The organism is Rothia uropygioeca (genome assembly GCF_004136585.1).
GTDB lineage: Bacteria > Actinomycetota > Actinomycetes > Actinomycetales > Micrococcaceae > Rothia.
The window spans coordinates 148,803-164,571 of record NZ_NOIR01000001.1 but is presented as its reverse complement, the minus strand read 5'-3'; the positions used below and the strand labels follow the sequence as shown (position 1 = coordinate 164,571).

Below are 15,769 nucleotides of genomic sequence, written 5' to 3'. Positions count from 1 at the left end.
TTGACAGGTTGTTTCGCGACACCCGGGTCTCGAAGACCGAACAAGACCTCGATACCCAAAGGGACAGCCTGTCCCAACTCGGTGTTGCCGAAGCGCAGATGTATGTTGACCACGGGTTAGCCGGGGCCAACGGGTCCCGGGCCCGATCTGTGGGGATCAATGGCCGCAGTCCGCACCGGGGAGGTCCTAGTAGTCGCCAAACTAGATCGGCTCGCTCGGTCGTTACCGTGTGCCCGGGAAATTGCTCCTGAATTGACGCCCCTGGGCGTGACTCCAAATATTGGACGAAGTGTCCATGACCCGGTCGGCCGGTTGCTGTTCCGAGTGCTTAGCATGGGCGCCGATTCCGAGGCCCACCGGCTAAGCACCCGCGAAGGAATGGCCGCAGCCAAGGAAAATGGCCGGTTGGGGGACAAAAAGCCGAAATTTTCTCCGTCTCAGAAGAAACATCTGGTGTCGCTGCCTCGCGGTAGGGAGATTACGATCGCAGACATCGCGGAGCGGTTCGGCGCGTCCCGGTCTACGGTTTGCAGAGCAATTCAACGGGCCAGGGCCAGTAGCCCACGTGGACTGCCTGAAGGCAAGAGACAGCTCGCTCAACCCAGATTCGCATGGAGGAAAATCGCGAATGGTTCAAGGTTCATGACTGGCGACCACTTGCCGGGGGTAAGGGGCCATCACGTTATTCAACGAGGCCGTTAGCGTTTTTTCACGATGCTGATACCCACAGTGTCCCGGCTTGCCCGTTTGTCGTGCCGCGTGACCGCCAAGCTGACAAGAGCCAGAACCAGACCCAGCACGGCGAGTCCTATGCCGATCCAACCGGGCGAGAGGTATCCAAAGCCTGCGGCAATCGAAGCGCCACCCAGCGCGGCACCAAGGGCATTGCCGATGTTGAACGCCGAGTGGTTCACCGCCGCACCGAGGAGCGCAGCCTTGCCCGCGATGCGGATCAAACGCGCCTGGATGGACGGAATCAGAATCGACTGGGTGACGCCGATGAGGAACACCGTAATAAAAAGACCGGGCTTGGACGGGGCGAGCAGTGTGTACAGCACCAGCGAAATGATGAACGCGGTGAAGCCGAAGAGCACTGTCTTGGTGAGATTGCGGTCGCTGGCCCAGCCACCGATCATATTGCCGATCGTCATGCCGATGCCCATGACCGCCAGGACCCAAGGGACCACCGACGAAGAGAGGTCCGCGACCTGAGTCGAGACCTCGGTGATGTACGAGTACACCGCGAAAAATCCACCGAACCCGATGGAGCCCACGGCGATCATGATCCAGATACGTATGTTCTTAAAGGCCCGGAGCTCGGATCCCGCTGTGCGCGTGGGGTCCCCTGCGTAACGCGGAAGCGAAAAGAACGCGAGAACAAGTGCAAGGGCGAAAATCGCCGCGACCATCAAATAGGCCGAACGCCAGCCGAAATTCTGGCCGAGCCAGGTCGCGAGGGGAACGCCCACGACGTTCGCGATCGTGAGTCCGGAAAGGGCCAGGGCAATTCCCTTCCCCTGGTTCCCCGGACCCATGATCCGGGCCGCGAGCAGGGAGGCCACCGCAAAGTACGCACCGTGAGGCAGGGCGGCAATGAACCGGAAGGTCGAGAGCAGCCCGAAGGTCGGGGCGAATGCGGACGCCAATGTCCCGACGATGAACAGGCACAAGAGCAGCAACGCCAGTCGCGTATACGAGGCTTTGGCGCCGAGGGCTGCGATTGTCGGGGCTCCTACGACGACGCCTAGCGCGTACATCGTGATGAGCGTGCCTGCCTTGGCGATCTCGGTTTCGGGGGATTGATCGAATTTCGGCAGGAGGTCCCGCGCAATATCAGGAAGGAGACCCATGGAGGCGAATTCGGTGACCCCGATGCCAAAACCGCCGAGAGCGATGGCCAAAAGGGCAATACTCCGACGAGCGGGTGTGAGAGTGGTCAAGGCTGACCTTCCTGGGTGGAGGGGATTCGCTTCGATGGCAATCGCCCCATTGCGCGCAGACTAGGCTAGTCCGTCCTGTGCCAGGGTGTCGACCGCGAAGCTTTCCGTTGCTATATGTGACCCGTCGAGTGCTCTCGCCGGCCCCTGGATACGCATCACCAGGACATCGATGGGTTGAGCTATAGCCTAGGTTTGCCAAGTCGACTTAACTCAAGTTGGCAACGGCCCCTAAACCTTACTCACGATCGCGCACATTCGCCCGGTTGAGTACCGTGCGGATGTGTACCCTCATCATATTTGTCCATGTATGGAGCAGATTTAGTACATCACGACTCCAGGTCATCCGGACTTTTGTGCCGCAGACATTGACGCACGGTCAGCGGCCTTTATTGAACAGCGTAGAGACATGATTGCTTCCGGTCTTGACGGTCTGACTGAAGCCGAAGCCCGTAAGACGGCTCGTGTCTTCGAAAGCGACGCTGCTGGGCCTGGTCAAACATGCCACTTTCGTTGTACGGGTGTGGTTCGAGGAGGCACGTACCCGCGCCAGCCCAGAACGATGAGACCATGAGCAATCTGTCCAAGGCTCAAGGCAAGACAAAGTCGGAACTAATTCGGACTGGGCCGAAGAAGGTCTGTGCCGGGGTCTCTCGGCCCATGAGCCGTCTCCGAATCTGCTGTATTACGGCCTTCACGAGCATGACGGGAACGGCACCAAGCCTCTCCCCGCCCAACATCTTGAGCTCACCCCGACGTCACGCACTTGCTTTACGGTTCAAATAATTTTCACCGGGAATAAGCGGAACTATTATCATGTTGACCTTGGTGATTCGCCTTTGACAGACCATCAGGAGGTCACCATGCAGCTCGGAATCATGACGATCGGGGATGTCACCCAGGACCCCACCAATGGCACCACACCGACCGAAAATGAACGTATCAAAGCGACCGTCGAGATCGCCAAGAAGGCCGACGATATCGGCCTGGACGTTTTCGCGACGGGTCAGCACCACAACCCACCGTTCGTGGCTCCGGGTAACCCTCCCACGCTCATGGCGTATCTCGCCGCCGTAACCAAGAACATCATTCTGTCGACCTCGACCACCCTCATCACCACGATGGATCCGGTTCGTCTGGCGGAGGACTACTCCTACGTCCAGCACCTGTCCGAAGGCCGCGTGGATCTGATGCTCGGTCGCGGCAATACCGGGCCGGTCTACCCGTGGTTCGGTAAGGACATTCGCCAAGGCGTGAACCTTGCGGTGGAAAACTACAACCTGTTGCATCGCCTCTGGAATGAGGACGTCGTGAACTGGCAAGGCAAGTTCCGTACCCCCTTGCAGTCCTTCACCTCGACGCCGCGGCCGTTGGACGGCGTCGCGCCCTTCGTATGGCACGGTTCCATCCGCACCCCGGAGATCGCCGAACAGGCGGCATATTACGGAGACGGCTTCTTCCACAACAACATCTTCTGGAACAAGGAGCACACCGAGCAGATGATCAATCTGTACCGCGAGCGCTACGAACACTACGGTCACGGAAAGGCCGAGCAGGCGATCGTCGGCTTGGGCGGACAGTTCTTCATGCGGCAGAACAGCCAGGACGCATGGCGGGAATTCCGTCCCTACTTCGACAACGCTCCCGTCTACGGGCACGGCCCCACGCTGGAAGAGTTCACGGACCAAACCCCGTTGACGGTCGGCTCTCCTCAAGAAGTCCTTGAAAAGACCCTTTCGTTCCGGGAGTACGCAGGCAATTACCAACGCCAGCTGTTCCTCGTGGACCACGCGGGCCTGCCCCTCAAGACCGTTTTGGAGCAGCTCGACATGTTCGGCGAGCAGGTCCTGCCCGAGCTTCGGAAGGAGTACGCGGCCTCGCACAACCCCGAGGTGCAGGAAGCTCCGGTTCACCCGCGCGTCGCCAAATCTCGGGAGTTTCAGGAAGGAGCAAACCATGCGTAATCCCAAGATCGTCGTGATCACTGCGGGACTGTCCGAACCGTCCTCGACGGCTCTTCTGGGCGAACGCCTCGCGGATTCCACGCTTGCCCGCCTCGGCGGTACTGGTCTGACCGCTCAGGTCGAGACCATCAGTCTCCGAGGCTTGGCCCACGGTATCGCTGATTACATAACCATGGGCTTTCCTTCGGGCGAAGTCGGCAGAGCGCTGGACACGGTACGTTCCGCGGATGCGATCATAGCGGTAACACCCACCTTCAAGGCCGGATACACCGGGCTGTTCAAATCCTTCTGGGATCTGACGGACGACGACGATCTTGTGGGAACCCCCACGATCGTCGCCGCTACCGGCGGCACAGCTCGTCACTCGCTCATGATCGAGTCTTCCCTGCGCCCGCTGTTCGCGTACCTTCACGCCGACGTCGTACCGACCGGAGTATTCGCGGCAACGGACGATTTTGGGGCAGACTCCTCGCTTCAGCACCGTATCGATCGGGCAGGCCTCGAGCTGGCTGATCGCATCGCCTGGCAGGCCGGGACCAACCGGGCCGAGAGGGCGCCATCCGTGGAGAAGAAGTCCGAGCCGAAAGCGCCGTCGCTCGCCGGCGGTGGGGGGCTTCCTCCGCTCAGGGTCACCCCTTTCGATCAGCTGTTGAACGGCGAGGCGTGATCCCTCGCCGCCTCAACGGAATTCGATGACGGCACCGTCGAGCCGCAACGGACCGGAACGGGGCGGTGCGGTGTCCTATCGCACCGGACCCAAGGCTATGTAGTCTCGAGGTGAAAGCCTCCGGCTTCCACACCCGACCATTCCGCGACGGTCAAGATGGCAAGGATGCGATCTGAGAGCCTCGCCCCTGGTGCGAGTCGTAGCCGTCCGGCCGGTGACGCCTCAACCTACGGAGCAATGAACATGGCCATCCCATCCCTGTCAGGCATCCACCATGTGAAGATCCCCGTCAGCGACATCGATCAGAGCCGACGGTGGTATGAGGCAGTGCTCGGGCTGCAAGTCAATCACAACTTCCAGGACGACGACGGCGTGGTGCGCGGCGTCGCAGGGACTCTGACCTCGCCCGAGGGCGACGCGTTCCTCTCCATCGCCCTCCGGCAGGATCCAAAGGTTGCTGAAGGGATTCACGGCTTCGATCCCCTCTCGCTGTTCGTCCCCCACCATGACGAATTGGCCGCGTGGAAAGAGCATCTCGTTCAACTCGGTTACGGTTCTCCCGAATCGACCCCCAATGGCAACGTGCTGCTCCTCCACGATCCCGACGGCATCGAGATCAGAATCTTCGGCACACAGCCATAGCCATCTCGGTCTCCTCGGGCCATCGAATGTCCGTACGGCTTGGCATGACGTGTGCTCTGCCTGGTGCCCGTTTCTTCCGGGGATCTCTGCACGTCGGCCCCTGGTCTTCGGTGCTTAGGATGATCGGGTGAACGATTGCCTGACTGCGTCCCAGAAGTCCCTGACCGTCCAGGGCCGCGAGCGCACCCTGACGTTGGTCGTGCCGAAAAATCTCCCGTCGGACCCGCCGCTCGTGATTGTTTTCCACGGTTCTCAGCAGAGTTCTCGCGTATTCCGAAAATTCACCGCGGGAACCTTCGACGCCGCCGCGCGCAACGGCGCCGTCCTCGCCTACATCGATGGCTTCGATCGGCACTTCAACGATTCCCGCGTGGGGGCGAACTTCCGATGCCGCGAGCTCGGGATCGACGACGTCGCTTTCACGGCCGCCACGATCAAAAGGCTGAGCAGGACTCACGGAATCGATGAGTCCAGGGTCTTCGTGGTCGGGTATTCGAATGGCGGTCACATGGTTATCCGTTTGATTCACGAAGCCCCGAAACTCCTGGCCGGGGCGGCCACGATTGCGGCGACACAACCGACCCCGGAGAATTTCCTGCTTGCCGGCAGACTCCCCACGTTGCCGAGACCCGTACGCCTTCTCGCAATCCACGGGACCGAGGATCAGCTGGCTCCCTACGATGGTGGGCAAGCATCCCTGTGGGGAAAGCAGTCTCGAGGTGCGGTCCTTTCTGCACCCGATTCCGCCCGATACTTTGCCGAGCGCAATGGCATTCGTACACCACCCACCGAGACCCAATGGCATGAAGACGTCGTCGTCACCGAATGGGCCGGACAAGATCTGGAGCCGGTTCACCTGTGGACGGTGCACGGTATGGGCCATGTGGTCCCGGTCCCCCACGAGCTGCCTGCGAGCCTTGGCCCGGGAACACGAGCATTTACCGCGGCGGACGTGATCACCGATTTCTTCGGCTTGTCCGAGGTATAGCCTGCTCTACCCATGAATCACACCTTCCCCCACTGCCGTGCCCCCCTCTCGCTCATGAAATATGGAGACATAGCGTTCGGCTGATCCAGGAACGGTTTCCTCCCACCCGGCAGAACGAGCCCGTCTCGACCACAGCACCCTTGTTCTCCGGGCGACCGGTCGTTTCCTGGGTCGGCCCACACGTTGCTGGGAAACCTGTAACGTCGCCAGCAGAAAAACGCTACGCGTATCGATGAGAGGAACCATGAACGTTTCGATGTGGCGCAAGCTGGCGAGTCCCTGGTACCTCGTATCCGCCGGTCCCTGGGTCGCCCTCATCGCCATCGTCATCCAGCCGATGATGTTTTTCGTAGCGTTTTTCGCCGTATTTCTCGTCATGGCGCTCATATCCAGCAACGACTATGCGCTGAGCTTCTTTTTCTTCGGGATCCCATTGCTGGGGGTCATTTTTCTGCCCGTAGTAGGCCTGTGGTTCGGTTACATCGAGCGTGGCCGGCTGTGGATGATGGGCTTTCAGAACGTTCCCTCGGCCCACGTCAATCTGCCCCTCAAGCCTTTCTTGGTATGGCTCAAGACCAGATATCGTGAACCCGCCTCTTGGCGCAACGTCCTTGCTCTCGTAGTCACGGGTGTCTTCGGAATCGTCAATACGGTACTGCTCGCACTCGAAACCCTGACTCTGGCAACCATGGGGTTTCTGGGGATCTTGACCGGACAATTCCACAGGACCATTCCGGCCAATGAGCTCCCCGGATTGTTCAAGTTCATCCGTCTGATGACGGACGGGGACGTCACCCCGGATGATTGGTGGAAGTTCCCGCTCGTTGCGCTCGCTTCGCTCGTCGTCTTCGCCTATTTCAACGGACTGCTGGCCGCCATTACAGGCTCGGCGTCGAAGGCACTCCTGAGCCCGCGTCCGGAGGAGATCGAGCGTCAGGTTCAACAGTTGACGTCGTCACGCGCCCGGATCATGGACTCATTCGAGTCCGAGCGGCGCCGTATAGAGCGGGATCTGCACGATGGGGTTCAACAAGAGCTCGTGAACCTCACACTGAGGCTGGGCATGGCCGAATACGAACTCCAAGCCCTGGAGAACCAGGGGATCGACGTCGCCGCCGCACGGCAAGAAGTATCCCGCGCTCAAGAACAGATGGACCATGCTCTCCAAACGTTGCGCAATACGGTCCGGGGAATCTACCCTGCGGTCCTCGAAGACCACGGTCTGCGAGCGGCGCTCGAAGAACTCGCGAACAACTGCATGCTGCCTGTCCACCTGGTCTACACCGCAGCTGACCAGCTCCCCCAGGACATCCAACGCAGCGCGTACTACATCGCGAGCGAGGCAGTGACCAACACCCTCAAACATTCGACCGCCAGCACCATTTGGATCACTGCGTATACAGAGGACAATGTTCTGCATATCGAAATCACCGATAACGGCCAGGGCGGTGCCGACTCTCGTGGCGGAACAGGCGTTTCGGGCCTGAACGAACGTGTTCAAACCATGAACGGCAAGGTCTGGTTGGTTTCGCCCCCTGGCGGGCCCACGACGCTCTTCGGCTCGATACCCTTGGAGGAGAAGCAGACTTCACCTGCATTGTCCGCCGAATAGCCCGATGCACTGTCGGAAACGTACTGAGCACGCACCATCGACATCTGGCATCGACACTTCCATAACCCGATCCGTATTTTCGTTTCTCAGAAAGGGTCCCGTGCGTATCATTCTCGCCGAAGATTCCACCCTCCTCAGAGAGGGCCTCGTGATGGTTCTCAAACGCCTCGGCCATGAGGTCTCCCGTGAGGTCGGGGATGCCCCTGGGCTTCTGGCCGCCGTGGACCAAGCGCAAGGACAGGAAGGGGTCGACGTCGTGGTCACGGACGTGCGTATGCCTCCGACCAATACCTCGGACGGCCTGCAGGCCGCACACACCCTCCGTGAGCGGTATCCCAGGCTCCCCGTCCTGGTTCTCTCCCAGTACATTGCTTCTGCATATGCCCGGGAGTTGTTCTCAGAAGACTCGTCCGGCCTGGGCTACCTCCTCAAGGACCGTGTCGGCAAAATCGAGGACTTCGCGCGGGCCCTGGAAACGGTGGCCGGCGGAGGGACCGTCATCGACCCCGACGTCGTCAAGCACCTCATGGGAAATGCCGCGTCGGACAACAGGTCGGCGGCCTTGGAACGGCTGACCCCGCGAGAACTCGAGATCCTGAAGCTGATGGCGCAGGGCAAGGCGAATTCGGAGATCGAGCAGGAGCTCTACGTTTCTTCCGCGACGGTGGCCAAACACATCGGCAATATTTTCGACAAGCTGGGGTTGGACAGCGACGCCGGGAATCGACGCGTCCGCGCGGTCCTTGCATTCCTGGACCACTAATCCTGGGCGCGTGTGCCACGCCTCCCCCAAGTTACTCCGAAGAACCATTCTCAATACGGCACTCGCAAGGCAGTCTATTAAGTTGAAGCTTTGACAACCGGAAATACTAGTACCCTTTGAATCTGTGACGGATGTTTTCGCCGCCTTGGACCAAGGATCCGGCGAACTGCCGTCGCGGACTAAGTGACCACCAAGGGAGAGAACAAGTGACAGAGCTGCAACAGGAACCAGTTGACGCTGATGCACAGATCAAAGCCGCTTCATGGCGCCAGTTTTTTGAGACGTCGCAGATGCTCACAAATCGTCTCGAACAATTATTGCGCAAAGACACAGCGCTCCGGCTGGCCGATTACGATGTCTGCCAGCTCCTCTACAACGCCCCGGATCACCGATTGCGCCTGGGAGACATCGCGCACATCATGGTTTTCTCACCGTCACGTCTGAGTTACCAGGTGGGGGTCCTGTGCGACAAAGGCGTGCTGCGTCGCATTGAAGACGCTTCCGACGGTCGTGCCGCATTCGCGGAACTGACCAGCCACGGCGTGGACGTTTTCCTCCAAGCGCGCGAAACTCATCGACAGCACGTCAATGAGATCCTTAACGACCTCGTCAGCGTCGAGGAGGCCGAGTCGATCGAGCGGCTTTTCGCTCAAGTTCGCCAGCGGCTCTTACAGGGCTGAGACACCCGGGCGACAAAACTAAGTGAAGACCCGTGGCTCGCGACGCGCATCGCGAGCCACGGGCTTTTCTGTTCAACGCTTGGGCGACGTTGTGGAACCGGATCGTTTGGACTGGCCGGCTTCTTCGGCGCGGCGCAGTTCCTCGCGATTGTGGCTCACCATGGAAGCAACGACATTGAGAGCGATACCGGCAAGCACCAGGATCCAGCCGAGGATTCCCAGGTGGGCCGTGATGAGGATGGCACCCACGAACAGCACGAGCAACGAGGTCAAGTACGCAGGGGTGAGGAAGACGCGATAGTTCATATACCTATTTCATCACGTCCGTCTTGGACTCGCGTATGAGGCATGGTTGCTAGCTCTGTTTTGGTGGCCGGGGCGGTTTTTGGGGCTTGCCCGCCGGTGGAGATGAGAGGCCTGATTGAAGCCCCGGGAGCAGATTTGCCATATCGGGGTTCTGAACGGCGGCCATCTGGTCGAGCTTCCGAAGCACGTGGTCGACGGTGGCCGGGTCCACTCCGCGATCAGAGCGCGCACTGATGATTTCGTCCTGGGCAGCGTTCAGGGCGGTGTCTCTCATTTTGGCGAAGAGCTTACGGCGTTTGTTGCGCTCCGCCAGCTGCGCCTCGTAGAACTCCTGGTTCTCCACTTCCTGGGGGCTCTTCGGGACCATCCGTCGGTACAGGTCCGAGACCATGGACACGAGTTCAGGTGGGGCGTCCTGAGCGTAGCGGCCAACCGCTTCCATCGCCGCGTTCTGCGCCCTCTTCAGAAGTTCGCGCTCTTGTCGATCCTGTTGATCCTCTTGATCGAGACCGAGCATTTTGACGAGGAACGGAAGTGTCAGCCCGGGGAAAACCATGGTGAAGAGCAAGACCATGGTTGCGATCACCAGAACTTCGGACCGGAATCCGAATCCTTCGGCCGGCAGGGACAGCGCGAGGGCCAACGTGACGAGACCTCGCATCCCTGACCATGTCATCACGAGCGCCTCGCCCATGGTCCGTGGCGTCATGGGTCGGCGTGCCTTGGAATGGTTGAAACCGACAATGATGCTCATCCACGCGAGGCGAATGAAGATGACGACGGCCGCGATGATGCATCCGTGGAGAAGCATCTCTCCGATGCGATCTCCTGCATCCTCAACGACTTGCCGAACTTGCAACCCGATCAGCCCGAAGGCGACGCCGGTGATGAGCATCTCGATGACTTCCCAGAACGCCGTTCCGGTCAATCGATCCTCCGGTTCCAGGTCTCCCATCGTGCTGGACATTTGGACGGCAGCAACGACCACGGCAATGACTCCGGAGGCGCGAACCTCTTCGGAGGCGATATATACGGCGAACGGAATAATGAGTGTCAGGCCGGATCGTGCGACATGCGAGTTGAGGTGACGCCGCGCGATTCCGCCCAGCCAGCCGAAGAGCAGACCGATGACCACCGCAGCAAAAGCCGTATACAGGAATTCGAGGACGAGAACAGGTGCAGACAGATGGCTATTGACGGTAATGGCTGCGAGAGCCGCCTGGAACGCCACCAAGGAGACGGCGTCGTTGAAGAGGCCCTCGGTTTGCAAGGTCGAAACGATGCGTCGAGGTATTCCGACGGGTTCCGCGACGGCTTCGACCGCCACGGGGTCCGGAGGGGCTACGGCCGCACCGATCGCGACGGCAGCAGCCACGGTCATTCCGGGGATGAAAACCATGGAGGTCCACATGACCGCCAGGATAGTGATGGCCACGAGGACCACCGATTAGATCACGATCGCTCGCCAGTTGGTCCGGAACATCTGCCAGCTGGCTCTCTGCCCCAGTGCCCACAGAAGTGGAGGCAAGAATATCGGGAGGATGAGCTCAGGCTGAATGGTCACATTCGGCACGCCGGGAATGAAAATCATGGCGGCGGTCGCCAGTGTCAGAAGAACCGGCCAGGGCAGGTTGAATCTGTCGCCGACCCCCACGAGGACGAGGGTCGCCAACAAGATCACAATGACGACGATCAAGAAGTCCACGTTTCGACTTTATCCGACCGAGCCCGGCAGAAATAACATTTTTCGGAGGCGGACTGACCGTCTATTCCGATTCAGGCATTTGGGGCGACCGAAGTACCCACGCCGCGCCGCCTGATCGTGACCGGAACCGGCGCACCTTCTCCGCCGGCGGAACAATGAGGGCTTTGACCACAAGGCGGCGTGCTGACCGGTGTTTCCGGCTCCGCACCGTCTGCGTGGTGAGCTTCCAGATATGCTTCGTGTTCCGCGACGAGGTCTCTGTCCTCGGCGCCCAACACTACAAATCCTGCGTCCTGGATCATGCGCAGATCGTCCAGAGCCGATTGACCTTCGCTGGTGAGGTAGTCGCCCAAGAAGAGCGAGTTGACGACGTGGAGGGCCACGGATTGAAGAGATCTCAGATGCATTTCGCGGCCACCGGCCATGCGAATCTCCGCTTCCGGCGCGGCAAAGCGAACCATCGAAAGGATCCTCAGGCACTTCAGTGGGGTAAGTTCCCAGGTGCCTTCCAAGGGGGTTCCTTCGAAGGGCATGAGGAAGTTGACCGGAATCGACTCGGAGTCCAGGTCAATGAGGGAGAATACCGCCTCGACCAGTTGCTCGGGACTTTCCCCCATCCCGACGATCAGACCCGAGCAAGCTTGGAGTCCGGCGTCGTGCGCTTGTTCAACCGTGGCAACTCGTTCGGAATACGAGTGTGTCGAGCAGATCTCCGCGTAGTGGTCCTCGGAAGTATTCAGATTGTGGTTGTACGCATCCGCGCCGGCACATTTGAGGCGTTCGGCCTGCCCTTCTTTCAGGATTCCGAGACACGCGCAGACCTCGATGTCCGGATTGCTTTTCTTAAGGCCTTCGATCATGCGAGAAACCCGTTCGACGTCCCGGTCCGTGGGGCCTTTTCCGCTGGCGACCATGCACACGCGTGAAGCCCCGCCGATCACGCCCATGCTGGCCTGACGGACGGCTTCCTCCGGTTTGATCCACGTGTACTTCAGGATCTCCGCGGCCGATCCCAAGCGTTGGGAACAATACGAACAATCCTCCGGACACAGGCCGGACTTGAGGTTGACCAGGTAGTTGACCTTGACCGTGTTGCCATAGTTCGCGCGTCGGAGGATGGATGCGGCGTTGACGATCTCGAAGGTTTCGGCGTCACTGGCCGATAAGAGGGTTAGAGCTTCGTCTCGGGTTAGGTGGCGGCCAGCAGCCACCTCGTGAGCGAGTTCCGTGTATGAAATGTGCATGGATGCATTGAAGCCCGTTTTTGAACAGTGTTCAAGTATGTACTCGGCCATGGCTGGTCATATGACGTGCGAAGCAGGGATTGGCTCTCAGCGCACATCTATTCCCATCCATGCCGCGTCGCAATAGGTTTGAGATAAGAACATCACATAGAAGGGTGCAGATCATGGCAGATCTTTCCGGCAAGAAAATCGCTTTCCTCCTGACCAACGGTGTGGAGGAGGTCGAGCTGACTCGTCCGCGCAAGGCTCTCGACGACGCAGGTGCCGAGACCGTCATCGTCTCGCCCGCCGAAGGCAAACTGACGGCGATGAATGGCGACTGGGATCATGGAGATTCCTTCGATGTGGACCTCCCTCTCTCCGAGGCCAAACCAGATGCATTCGACGCTTTGGTCCTGCCCGGTGGCACCATCAACTCGGACACCTTGCGCATTGCCGAGGGCGCAACCGAATTCGTGAGGGCCTTCTTCGACCAGGAGAAGACCGTCGCCGCGATCTGCCACGCTCCGTGGATCCTGGCCCAGGCGGAACTCGCTCGTGGACGTCGGCTCACCTCGTTCGTCTCGACCAAGACCGATCTGATCAACGCCGGTGCGCTTTGGGAAGACTCACAGGTCGTGGTGGACGGAAACCTCATCACGAGTCGCAACCCCGGCGACATCGACGCTTTCAACGCCGCAATTTCCGAGGCACTCTCCTCATAAACCGCGCGGGCAGGGACTCGGGATGGAATCGGTAGACTCTTCCCGTGGCCCTCACCCGTGAACGCATCCTGGAAACAGCCCTGTCGCTCTTGAGCGAGTACGGGCTGGGTGATCTGTCCATGCGCAGGGTAGCTGGTGAACTCGGGGTTGCCCCCGGCGCTTTGTACTATCACGTCAAGAACAAACAGGAATTGCTTACGCAGCTGGCGAGCAAAATGCTCGACCCGGAGCCGTTGTTGTCCCCGGGCGGCGCCGAAGCTTCGCAGCCTGAGGCGATGACCGAGCGGGAGCTGATCGAGGCCGTAGTCGGACAGGCTCGAGCCGTCAGAGATTCCGTTCTGCGTTTTCAAGACGGCGCAGACGTCATCGGAATCGCCCTGGCCGCCGATCCCGATTCCGTTTCTGCGTTCGTGTCGATCCGCAACTGCCTGGAATTCGGCGGTGTGTGCGAGCGACGAGCCGATTGGGGAGCCCGTTCCGTGCTGTACACGGTCCTCGGTTTTGTCTCGACGGCACATAACCGAATCCGGCTTGAATCGCCATCCGCCCCGACCGGCGAGCGCCCCGTTATGGCCTCGGACGACGCCGAAGCATGCGATTTCGGAGTCAGTTCCATCGTTCTGGGCATTGTGGAAGGATCACATACCTCCTAGTCGAGGGGGTAGCCTCCCGCGCTTTACAATAAATGGGGCGCGTTGTGAGCCGAGAGTTCCGCGACCTGTATCGCGGTGCCCGAAATCCGAATCCGCGCCGAATCACACCATCAACGAGAAGAATTCAGGTACAACTCCATGACCGAGGCCTCGATCGTGGCCCAGTGGGCCTCCCTGCCGGACCACACTGCGCAGGTGGAATCATTGCGCGAGGCCTTCATCGACAGGTACGGCTCGGAACCCGATGGCATCTGGTCGGCTCCGGGGCGCCTGAATCTCCTCGGAGAGTACGTCGACTTCAATGGGGGCTCGTGTTTTCCCACGCCCCTTCCCTACCGGACCCTGATCGCAGGACGGCTTCGACGGGATGGAATCCTCCACGCGGAGTCCCGGCAGATGTCGAATCCCGTTGAATTTCCAGTCCCGGAGATCGCTCCCGGAACCATTTCCGGATGGTTCGCATACGTCGGTGGCGTTGCGTGGTCCATGAACCAAGAGGGCGGCCAAGACATCGCCTTGCCGCCGGATTTCGGAGCGGACTTACTCATCGATTCCACGGTTCCGGTCGGCGGCGGACTGTCCTCTTCGGCCGCTCTGGAATGTTCCACGGCCCTCGCTCTGCTGGAACTGTCCTGCCCGCTCCGCACGGAGGCGGCCATGGAGCCGTTGCCGGTCGGCGGCTGCGGCCCCGACAACGACGACCTTCGGGCACGACTTGCCCGGGTGTGCATGCGGGCCGAAAACGAGGTGGCTGGCGCCGTGACCGGCGGCCTCGATCAGACGACGTCGCTCCGGTCTCTTCCCGGGCAGGCAATGGTCGTGGATTTCCGGGATTTCTCGATCGAACCCGTCGACGTGAACGTGACCGAGGCCGGCCTGGCATTCCTGGTAATCGATACCCGCGCGCCCCACGACCTGGCTGATGGGCAGTACTCCAGCCGGAGAGACGTGTGCGAGGAGCTCAGGCAGTTGGCGGGCGTCGACAAACTTCGCGATCTCCTGCCGGAGGAGCTCGGCTTCCCCGAACTCGCGGCCGACGACGCGCGTCGAGCTCGCGAGCTGACCGTCAATGAGACTCTGGATCGCTGCGCGCGCCTATCGGGGGTCCCGGAGCGGATCGGCGCGGAAAAGCTGCATAGTTGGTTGAAGCACGTCTTCACGGACATGATGCTCGTCGAGCGTGCTCGCACTCTTTTCACGGATCGGACTCCGACCTCTCGAGAAACATGGGAGGAACTGGGTCGGCTCTTCACAACCTCCCACACCTCGATGCGTGACGATCTCGGCGCATCGCGGGCAGAGCTCGACATCGCCGTGGAGACGTGCCTGGAACACGGTGCCTTGGGTGCCCGACTCGTGGGCGGCGGATTCGGTGGAGCCGTACTGGCTCTGACGACCCGCGAAGCAGTTGCGGAGACTGCACAGGCCGTAGCCGCTGCCTTCGCAGCACAAGGTTTTGAGGTCCCCGTTTTCCTTCCCTTGGCGCCGGGGCGCCCGGCTAACCGTGATATCTAAAGCGCTCAAAAAGAACAGAATTTAATTAAAATTCATTATTTGTCTACGGGGGCGGAACGCTTTTCTTGCGTTCCGCCCCGTGCCTGACTCACGTGGTTCATTCCCTTAAAACCGCCTCACTGCAGGCCCATGAGGCGGAATTTCCGATGTGCTGGAGCATCGATCGATATCGATAGGTACCAATAAAACACTCGCGAGTACGTTTCACAACAAGGCGCGCACATCGTTATCAAATCTTTATGTCGAAGCCATCGAAGCAGATGCTTGGAAGGCAAGTCTTTGTGAGCTTCGAAACGTTCAGAGGGCGCGGCCGCCCGCAGGGGAATAACGACCCGGCCACTCAAGTTGAGATGAGCACGCCCATCACAATTCCCCCCCGCGAAAGGCGG

14 protein-coding genes and 2 pseudogenes are annotated in these 15,769 nt (G+C 60.1%); 12 read left to right on the top strand and 4 right to left on the bottom strand.

What is annotated here, in order from left to right; translation table 11 throughout:
• The first annotated feature begins 159 nt into the window (after positions 1-159).
• Positions 160-702 carry a recombinase family protein gene (locus tag EWR20_RS00740; protein ID WP_394342268.1) on the top strand — a complete coding sequence of 181 codons (543 nt, stop codon included), beginning with the start codon at positions 160-162 and terminating at the stop codon, positions 700-702.
• Here EWR20_RS00740 and EWR20_RS00735 read toward each other — a convergent pair.
• Positions 699-1,940, bottom strand: coding sequence for an MFS transporter (locus tag EWR20_RS00735; RefSeq protein WP_129358307.1), 1,242 nt, complete (start codon positions 1,938-1,940; stop codon positions 699-701). The two genes, EWR20_RS00740 and EWR20_RS00735, sit on opposite strands and share 4 nt — an antisense overlap.
• A 364-nt stretch (positions 1,941-2,304) precedes the next feature.
• Here EWR20_RS00735 and EWR20_RS13170 point away from each other — a divergent pair.
• From EWR20_RS13170 to EWR20_RS00695, 8 genes and pseudogenes are all read left to right on the top strand, one after another.
• Positions 2,305-2,485: pseudogene (locus EWR20_RS13170) on the top strand (mycothiol transferase); the annotation flags it as partial.
• Positions 2,486-2,800: 315 nt separating this feature from the next.
• Positions 2,801-3,901 (top strand): LLM class flavin-dependent oxidoreductase, encoded by a 1,101-nt coding sequence (locus EWR20_RS00725; RefSeq protein WP_129358306.1) that lies wholly within the window; start codon positions 2,801-2,803, stop codon positions 3,899-3,901.
• Positions 3,894-4,568, top strand: a complete 675-nt coding sequence (locus tag EWR20_RS00720) for a CE1759 family FMN reductase (protein ID WP_129358305.1) — start codon at positions 3,894-3,896, stop codon at positions 4,566-4,568. The genes EWR20_RS00725 and EWR20_RS00720 overlap by 8 nt, the downstream gene beginning before the upstream one ends.
• Positions 4,569-4,811: 243 nt before the next feature.
• Positions 4,812-5,210 (top strand): VOC family protein, encoded by a 399-nt coding sequence (locus EWR20_RS00715; protein WP_197964439.1) that lies wholly within the window; start codon positions 4,812-4,814, stop codon positions 5,208-5,210.
• Positions 5,211-5,337: 127 nt separating this feature from the next.
• A complete protein-coding gene (locus tag EWR20_RS00710) occupies positions 5,338-6,198 on the top strand; it encodes an alpha/beta hydrolase family esterase (RefSeq protein ID WP_129358304.1) in 861 nt (286 codons plus the stop codon).
• 244 nt (positions 6,199-6,442) lie between these two features.
• Positions 6,443-7,810 carry a sensor histidine kinase gene (locus tag EWR20_RS00705; protein ID WP_165000907.1) on the top strand — a complete coding sequence of 456 codons (1,368 nt, stop codon included), beginning with the start codon at positions 6,443-6,445 and terminating at the stop codon, positions 7,808-7,810.
• Between the two features lie 100 nt (positions 7,811-7,910).
• Positions 7,911-8,573 carry a response regulator transcription factor gene (locus tag EWR20_RS00700; RefSeq protein WP_197964438.1) on the top strand — a complete coding sequence of 221 codons (663 nt, stop codon included), beginning with the start codon at positions 7,911-7,913 and terminating at the stop codon, positions 8,571-8,573.
• 206 nt (positions 8,574-8,779) lie between these two features.
• Positions 8,780-9,253 (top strand): MarR family winged helix-turn-helix transcriptional regulator, encoded by a 474-nt coding sequence (locus tag EWR20_RS00695; RefSeq protein ID WP_129358301.1) that lies wholly within the window; start codon positions 8,780-8,782, stop codon positions 9,251-9,253.
• 72 nt (positions 9,254-9,325) lie between these two features.
• Here EWR20_RS00695 and EWR20_RS00690 read toward each other — a convergent pair whose 3' ends face one another.
• The 3 genes and pseudogenes from EWR20_RS00690 to bioB form a co-directional block, all read right to left on the bottom strand.
• Positions 9,326-9,559, bottom strand: a complete 234-nt coding sequence (locus EWR20_RS00690; RefSeq protein ID WP_129358300.1) for a hypothetical protein — start codon at positions 9,557-9,559, stop codon at positions 9,326-9,328.
• A gap of 49 nt (positions 9,560-9,608) precedes the next feature.
• Positions 9,609-11,240 (bottom strand): annotated as a pseudogene (locus EWR20_RS00685) (cation:proton antiporter).
• 95 nt (positions 11,241-11,335) lie between these two features.
• The gene (gene bioB / locus EWR20_RS00675; RefSeq protein ID WP_129358297.1) at positions 11,336-12,508 is read right to left on the bottom strand and encodes a biotin synthase BioB; all 1,173 of its coding nucleotides are present in this window, start codon (positions 12,506-12,508) and stop codon (positions 11,336-11,338) included.
• A gap of 164 nt (positions 12,509-12,672) precedes the next feature.
• On the opposite strand from bioB, the gene EWR20_RS00670 reads away from it, so the two are divergent.
• From EWR20_RS00670 to EWR20_RS00660, 3 genes are all read left to right on the top strand, one after another.
• Positions 12,673-13,212: a type 1 glutamine amidotransferase domain-containing protein gene (locus EWR20_RS00670; protein WP_129358296.1), complete on the top strand. Its 540-nt coding sequence runs from the start codon at positions 12,673-12,675 to the stop codon at positions 13,210-13,212.
• A gap of 44 nt (positions 13,213-13,256) precedes the next feature.
• A complete protein-coding gene (locus EWR20_RS00665) occupies positions 13,257-13,865 on the top strand; it encodes a TetR family transcriptional regulator (RefSeq protein WP_129358295.1) in 609 nt (202 codons plus the stop codon).
• A 138-nt stretch (positions 13,866-14,003) separates the two neighbouring features.
• Positions 14,004-15,380: a galactokinase gene (locus tag EWR20_RS00660; protein ID WP_129358294.1), complete on the top strand. Its 1,377-nt coding sequence runs from the start codon at positions 14,004-14,006 to the stop codon at positions 15,378-15,380.
• Positions 15,381-15,769: the final 389 nt, after the last annotated feature.

Bases quoted from the DNA above. Each gene is read 5' to 3' on its own strand.
- EWR20_RS00740 (WP_394342268.1), top strand. From the start codon at position 160: ATGGCCGCAGTCCGCACCGGGGAGGTCCTAGTAGTCGCCAAACTAGAT.
- EWR20_RS00725 (WP_129358306.1), top strand. From the start codon at position 2,801: ATGCAGCTCGGAATCATGACGATCGGGGATGTCACCCAGGACCCCACC.
- EWR20_RS00720 (WP_129358305.1), top strand. From the start codon at position 3,894: ATGCGTAATCCCAAGATCGTCGTGATCACTGCGGGACTGTCCGAACCG.
- EWR20_RS00715 (WP_197964439.1), top strand. From the start codon at position 4,812: ATGGCCATCCCATCCCTGTCAGGCATCCACCATGTGAAGATCCCCGTC.
- EWR20_RS00705 (WP_165000907.1), top strand. From the start codon at position 6,443: ATGAACGTTTCGATGTGGCGCAAGCTGGCGAGTCCCTGGTACCTCGTA.
- EWR20_RS00690 (WP_129358300.1), bottom strand. From the start codon at position 9,559: ATGAACTATCGCGTCTTCCTCACCCCTGCGTACTTGACCTCGTTGCTC.
- bioB (WP_129358297.1), bottom strand. From the start codon at position 12,508: ATGCACATTTCATACACGGAACTCGCTCACGAGGTGGCTGCTGGCCGC.
- EWR20_RS00670 (WP_129358296.1), top strand. From the start codon at position 12,673: ATGGCAGATCTTTCCGGCAAGAAAATCGCTTTCCTCCTGACCAACGGT.
- EWR20_RS00660 (WP_129358294.1), top strand. From the start codon at position 14,004: ATGACCGAGGCCTCGATCGTGGCCCAGTGGGCCTCCCTGCCGGACCAC.